Annotated in this window: 9 protein-coding genes; 4 read left to right on the top strand and 5 right to left on the bottom strand. The window is 34.6% G+C overall.

What is annotated here, in order from left to right; genetic code table 11:
• The 4 genes from GSY74_RS07095 to GSY74_RS07080 form a co-directional block, all read right to left on the bottom strand.
• On the bottom strand, nt 1–203 hold a 203-nt coding region (locus tag GSY74_RS07095; RefSeq protein WP_164664409.1), incomplete at its 3' end, for a hypothetical protein.
• Nucleotides 200–1,222, bottom strand: coding sequence for a YhcG family protein (locus tag GSY74_RS07090; RefSeq protein WP_164664408.1), 1,023 nt, complete (start codon nt 1,220–1,222; stop codon nt 200–202). The genes GSY74_RS07095 and GSY74_RS07090, both read right to left, overlap by 4 nt.
• On the bottom strand, nt 1,219–1,941 hold the full coding sequence (gene cas6, locus GSY74_RS07085; protein WP_164664407.1) for a CRISPR-associated endoribonuclease Cas6: 723 nt from the start codon (nt 1,939–1,941) through the stop codon (nt 1,219–1,221). The genes GSY74_RS07090 and cas6 overlap by 4 nt, the downstream gene beginning before the upstream one ends.
• A gap of 98 nt (nt 1,942–2,039) precedes the next feature.
• Nucleotides 2,040–2,618 carry a class II aldolase and adducin N-terminal domain-containing protein gene (locus GSY74_RS07080; protein WP_164664406.1) on the bottom strand — a complete coding sequence of 193 codons (579 nt, stop codon included), beginning with the start codon at nt 2,616–2,618 and terminating at the stop codon, nt 2,040–2,042.
• Between the two features lie 70 nt (nt 2,619–2,688).
• Between GSY74_RS07080 and rsmH the strand changes: the two genes are divergently transcribed.
• Genes rsmH through GSY74_RS07065 form a run of 3 tightly spaced genes read left to right on the top strand, consistent with a single transcriptional unit; the run spans nt 2,689 to nt 4,773 of the window.
• Nucleotides 2,689–3,618 (top strand): 16S rRNA (cytosine(1402)-N(4))-methyltransferase RsmH, encoded by a 930-nt coding sequence (gene rsmH, locus GSY74_RS07075; protein WP_164664405.1) that lies wholly within the window; start codon nt 2,689–2,691, stop codon nt 3,616–3,618.
• Nucleotides 3,619–3,621: 3 nt separating this feature from the next.
• Nucleotides 3,622–3,900, top strand: a complete 279-nt coding sequence (locus GSY74_RS07070; RefSeq protein WP_164664404.1) for a hypothetical protein — start codon at nt 3,622–3,624, stop codon at nt 3,898–3,900.
• A 9-nt stretch (nt 3,901–3,909) separates the two neighbouring features.
• Nucleotides 3,910–4,773 carry a VanW family protein gene (locus GSY74_RS07065; protein ID WP_164664403.1) on the top strand — a complete coding sequence of 288 codons (864 nt, stop codon included), beginning with the start codon at nt 3,910–3,912 and terminating at the stop codon, nt 4,771–4,773.
• Nucleotides 4,774–4,831: 58 nt separating this feature from the next.
• On the opposite strand, the gene GSY74_RS07060 is transcribed toward GSY74_RS07065, so the two are convergent.
• On the bottom strand, nt 4,832–5,215 hold the full coding sequence (locus GSY74_RS07060) for a YchJ family protein (RefSeq protein ID WP_164664402.1): 384 nt from the start codon (nt 5,213–5,215) through the stop codon (nt 4,832–4,834).
• A gap of 103 nt (nt 5,216–5,318) precedes the next feature.
• Between GSY74_RS07060 and GSY74_RS07055 the strand changes: the two genes are divergently transcribed.
• Nucleotides 5,319–5,501: a UPF0175 family protein gene (locus tag GSY74_RS07055; protein WP_164664401.1), complete on the top strand. Its 183-nt coding sequence runs from the start codon at nt 5,319–5,321 to the stop codon at nt 5,499–5,501.
• Nucleotides 5,502–5,610: the final 109 nt, after the last annotated feature.

Here is a 5,610-nt window from a genome sequence, read left to right as displayed (position 1 = left end):
CAATGTTTACCATAACTATATGCTCTTATTTCCCAAATTAAATAAGGTAATATAAATAATAATGCTGAATAAAAACTTTTACTTCTAAAAAGAATTTTTTCAAAAACTATTTTACCTATAGTTGTTTTTTTAAATTCAAAAATAGCATTATTTAGTATTAAAAATTTTGCTTTTAATTTATCCCTGTCAAGTTTTAAATTCATATACCACCCTCAAACTCAGCCTCAATCTCTTCAATACTAGGCAAACTTGACTTAAACTCTTTAGGCAATTTACTCACAAGCTGATACTCACTCACACCTATAGGATTGTCTATCTTGTTTAGAGCATACTCCACAACCATATTGTTTTTGGATTTACAGATAAGTATCCCCAGAGTTGGGTTATCATTCGATTCTCTTAGCTCCCCATCTATAGCCGATACATAAAAATTTAACTGCCCTGCAAATTCAGGTTTGAACTTTACTGTTTTTAGTTCTACCACGATATAACATTTGAGTTTGACATGATAAAAAAGCAAATCTATCCTAAACTCATCACCTCCAACCATCAGTTTATATTGTCTTCCCACAAAAGCAAATCCACTACCAAGCTCCAATAGAAAATTTGTTATCTGCTCCATGAGTGCATCCTCTAACTCTTTTTCGTTATGCTTTTGTGTAAGCATTAAGAAATCAAAACTATAAGGGTCTTTTAGTACAGCTTTAGCTAAATCAGATTGAGGTGAGGGAAGTTTATGGTCAAAGTTATTGATGGCTTTTCCATCTCTTTGATAGAAATTACTCTCTATCTGATGGAGTAAAACAGCTCTTGACCAACCATTTTGAAGAGTTTTTTGTGTGTAAAATAGTGCTTCATCTTTGCTTTTAACTTTTGTTATTATCTCTCGATTGTGTCCCCAAGGGATTTTGAAAATTTCTCCCACAACTTGTGGGAGATTCTCTTGACTATAAAAGAGATACCATTTTTTCATATATAAAAGATTTGTTTTTGAAAACCCTTTCATATCAGGGAACTCTTTTTTTAAATCTCTACTAATCTGCCCTATCAATCCATCACCCCAAGAGGACTCTTTCTGTTTTACTATAATCATTTGAGCTATCTCCCAATAGAGTTTGAGAAGCTCCTCATTAACCTTTATAGAAGCTTTAATTTGAGAGGTTTGAATTTTTGATTTTAACTCTTTTATAAATGCTTTGTATGTTGAAGTTTCTATCTTCATAATCTTAGCCCTTTCCCAAGCAAAAACCCACCCCCAAACGAGTTCTTCTCCCCAAGCCCACAAGCCAAAGCCACAAATGCTAACTTCTGCGAAACCTCATCCTCATTAGGAACAATTCGAAACTTATTACCAAAAAACTTAAAAGCTTTTCCATTTTTAATAGTCTGTATGGTTTGAGGAACACGATTCTTGACCTCCAAGAGTTGTATAAAGTTCTGTTCACCCTTTATAGATTCAGCATAAAACTCTTGGTATTTTTTCTCTAAATTATCATGAAGCTGTTTTTGTAGTTTGAGTATGTCTCCATCTCGCTCTATTGTCCAAAAAATTCTATTCTCTAGCGATACAATAACAGGTGTAGCACTATAAAGTTCAGAGATAAAAAACTGCTTTACCATTTTTTTGTGAGCCTCGACAACTAAAAAGTTTGGATTATTTATATTTTGTCGAAGTGTTGTAGATAAATCATCTATAAATTTCTCATCAAGTGAACGAAGTGTAAATTGATAACTATTACCTTTTTTATAGATTCTCTCTTTCTCTATGGGATAAAAATTACCAAAACTATAAAACTTAAACCCTTTTTGGTTGTGTAGTTGTTTAAGCCCCTCTATCTGTGCCATAGAGAAACTAATGTATTTGGATATGGTCTCAAAACTCTCTTTGAATCCGATGTCCTTTTTTATGTATGCTATGCATATAAGTTCAAAATATTTCAAGTTTTTCCTTTTTTTGAAATCTTAACCATTATTATAGCACAACCAAATCATTATCTTTAGGTTGATAAAACTTCACGAATCATCCATAAACCAACTACTTATTTAATCACAGCCCCAATAGTAAGTAGCTTACAACTATTTTCCAATATAGCAACTTTTTTGACCATCTCTGTCAAATCTCTATCATAAGAGATAAGCCCAAACCCTTTTATAAGCAGAAGATGGTCACTACTCTTTTTAAAAAAACTCGTTATCTCATAGGCCGCTCTTTTATGCCAATCTGAAAAATCTTTTGGGTCATATATCACTACTTTATCTAGTATCTGATGACCATAGTAGTCCTCTGGCACGACCTCTTTGTGTGATAGTGAGTAGGCAGTAGCATAGGGTGGCATGGTATAGGATATATATTTTGCAGAGGGGAGTAGTCTGTAGATTTTCTCATGTATTCTAACATCAGCAGATGCCTCATTCCAACGATAATCTTTTGGCTTTGAGTAGTTCAGATTTATAAAACAGCTCTCTCCGACATCATCTAGTATGGTCTCCTTTTTATTAATAATAAAAGAGTTGACAGCTGTTTTTGCTGATATGGAGCCATGAAAAACACCAAAAAAGTTTTTTTGAAACATAGAGTGAGAGATATGTTTTATCTGCTCAATAAGATATGAATCCATAAATTACCTCTGCTTATTGTTAATTTTGCTATTATACCGTTTTAGTGAATAATTATAAAGGTGATAGATAATGAATACTCCACATATTCCTGTACTTCTTGATGAGGTATTAGATGGATTTTCAAATATAAAATCAGGGTATTTTGTAGATTGTACTTTAGGCTACGCAGGTCACTCAGAGGCTATGTTAAAAAGATATTCCCAGATAGAGCATATAGGTATAGATAGAGATGATGAGGCTTTGGATTTTTCAAAAGATAGGTTAAGTGGTTTTGTAGATAGAAGTAAGCTATACAGAGGAACTTTTGCAACAACTTTTCCAAAGCTAAAAGAGAGTCCCCTAGTTGCTGTTTTAGCAGATTTTGGGGTCTCATCTCTGCAACTAGACAAGAAGCAGAGAGGTTTTAGTTTTGAGAGTGAAAATCTTGATATGCGAATGGACCCTAGTGCAGAATTGAGTGCTTATGAAGTTGTTAACCACTATGACCAAGAGAGATTGGAGTATATACTAAACCATTATGGAGAGGTTCGCTCCTATCGAAAAGTTGCAGGTGCAATTGTCGAGGCACGGAGCAAAAAAACTATAGAGAGTGCAAAAGAGCTATCGGATATTGTCTGTTCGGTTATCCCTAGAGGTGGTAAAATTCATCCAGCAACTTTGACATTTCAAGGCATCCGTATAGAGGTTAACAACGAGCTTGGTGAGATAGAGGGGCTATTGGATATTTTGGAGACAAAGGCTAAAGCAGGGGAACTCAAAGGAGCTATTGTCTCTCTTATTACCTTTCATTCACTAGAAGATAGGTTGGTTAAAAACCGATATAAAAAATGGGTTACTGCTTGTATATGTGATAGCCATGCGATGAGATGCACCTGTAGTAAAAACCATGATTTAGGCAAGATGTTAAAAAGAAAACCTACTGTAGCCTCAAAAGAGGAGCTAAAAATCAATGCTCGTTCGAGGTCAGCAAAGCTAAGAACATTTATATTTAAAGGATAAGATATGGCAGAAAAAGTAAAAAAAATGCGAAATGGGCTAAGAGTCAAAACGGAGAATGGGGTTACTGTTAGTATGATACTGATAACTCTCTTCTCGGTCTCATTAGTACTACTTATGACTCTGCCAAATATCTATCTGGATAATCAAATCTATTATGAGAGTCGAGAGATAGCCCACCATCAGCATATCGTTAAGACGCTTAGAGAGGAGCAGACGATTATCAAGAGGAAGTTGGAGGCTGTTAAATATAGAGAGAATGTGGTGAGTCAAGAGGTGGAGTAATAGGAAAAAATGATTAAAAGACCAAAATTTATATCTAAACCTCTTTCGATGTATCATCCCAAGTTATTACATCTCGCCATCATGTTAAAAGTTTGGAATAAAAAGTTAGATATGCTTTTTGATGGGTATCGTTATGCTACGACAAGAGAGCTTGAACCTTTTTCTTATAGAATCAAAAAACATAAAAGTCTGCTGTTGAGAAAATTGGGCAGTTGTGATATGTATCTGCAACACAATAAAGTAAAAAATCTTCAAATAGTAGTAGCCTCTTTAAATGGTACTGTTATTCAACCAGATGAGGTCTTTTCCTATTTTAAACTTCTTGGAAAGCCCACAAAAAAAAGAGGGTTCAAAGAGGGAATACAACTCTCAAATGGAGAAGCGATAAAAGCCACAGCAGGAGGCATTTGCCAATCCTCTAATCTTATCTATTGGTTGGCACTACACACCCCACTAGAGATAATAGAACGACACCATCACAGCTTTGACCCCTTCCCTGACGAGGGGCGTGTGTTGCCTTTTGCCAGTGGGGCAACCGTGATGTACAACTATCTCGATTTGCGATTAAGAAATTCCACAAAATATCCGATACAACTTCTACTTCATATTGATGATACTTTTTTGTATGGAGAGTTTAGAATCAACAATGAACTAAAACAGAGCTACAGAGTGGTCGAGGAGAATCATTTTTTTGAAAAGGTAGGGGATACCTATTTTAGAAGTAATAAACTTTATAGAAAAATTATTGATAAGAGAACAGGAAAGAGTATAAAAAAAGAGTTTATTGTTAGAAATTATAGTGAAGTTATGTATCCACCAAACGAAGAGAGATTGAATGCAGAGTTTAGTGGGGTGAGTAGTTATAAAAGATGACACTGCCTAGCTTATTCATAATTTAAATTAAACAGTGAATCCGAGTAGAAAGTATTGGCTAGATACCATCAACATAGAGCCAACAACCATCCACCCTCAAAAACCGACTCCTCTCCACCATATCACCAGAACCTAGTCTAGCTCTAAAAGTAACAAAAGCCTCACGCTCTCTATCCACAAACTCCATAATCTCCAAACCCAAAAAGTCACTATGTTGACAAAAAGAGTCTATACTCTGCTTATCATCACTATAGTCAGGATTATCAGGGTGTGTAGTCTTGATAATATAGGAGCTATCACCAACAGCATACGCACTATAGCGAGATTTCATCAGAAGCAGAGCTGTTTTTGGCTTTGTACCTTTGTGGTAGATGGCACAGCATTTTTTATATTTCTTGTGGCTACCACATGGACATGGGGCGTTTGGGCTTGTTTTTTTCATGGGGGGATTATAGCGAATAAATCTAATTTATGATGAGCTATCTTTAGATATTAAGATTTTAGTCTATAAACCAATGATATAATAAAATCAAAAAGGAGTCACCATGAACTTAGCTATAAACATACCTGATAATATATTTTTCGGTATCAATGAAACAGAACAGAGTCTAACCCAACTTCTAAAAGAGAAACTAGCACTAGAACTTTATAAATCCCATCAAATCTCTTTGACCCAAGGTGCAGAGATACTCTCTATGGATAGACTTGATTTATGTGGAGCCATATAGAAATATCAATGAGAAATAGAAGTTTTTTTATTTCCTATTTGGATATAATTCTAAAAGATATAAAAGGTTTATTTTGAAAAAATATGAAATCTTAAAGAAAATAAAAGAT

It is taken from the genome of Sulfurovum sp. bin170 (assembly GCF_010892395.1).
In the GTDB taxonomy this organism is placed as follows: domain Bacteria; phylum Campylobacterota; class Campylobacteria; order Campylobacterales; family Sulfurovaceae; genus UBA1140.
Note: the sequence above shows the minus strand (reverse complement) of the source record. Positions and strands in the feature narration are given on the sequence as shown.

Coding starts and splice junctions, on each gene's coding strand:
- GSY74_RS07090 (WP_164664408.1), bottom strand. CDS start 1,222: ATGAAGATAGAAACTTCAACATACAAAGCATTTATAAAAGAGTTAAAA.
- GSY74_RS07080 (WP_164664406.1), bottom strand. CDS start 2,618: ATGGATTCATATCTTATTGAGCAGATAAAACATATCTCTCACTCTATG.
- rsmH (WP_164664405.1), top strand. CDS start 2,689: ATGAATACTCCACATATTCCTGTACTTCTTGATGAGGTATTAGATGGA.
- GSY74_RS07070 (WP_164664404.1), top strand. CDS start 3,622: ATGGCAGAAAAAGTAAAAAAAATGCGAAATGGGCTAAGAGTCAAAACG.
- GSY74_RS07065 (WP_164664403.1), top strand. CDS start 3,910: ATGATTAAAAGACCAAAATTTATATCTAAACCTCTTTCGATGTATCAT.
- GSY74_RS07060 (WP_164664402.1), bottom strand. CDS start 5,215: ATGAAAAAAACAAGCCCAAACGCCCCATGTCCATGTGGTAGCCACAAG.
- GSY74_RS07055 (WP_164664401.1), top strand. CDS start 5,319: ATGAACTTAGCTATAAACATACCTGATAATATATTTTTCGGTATCAAT.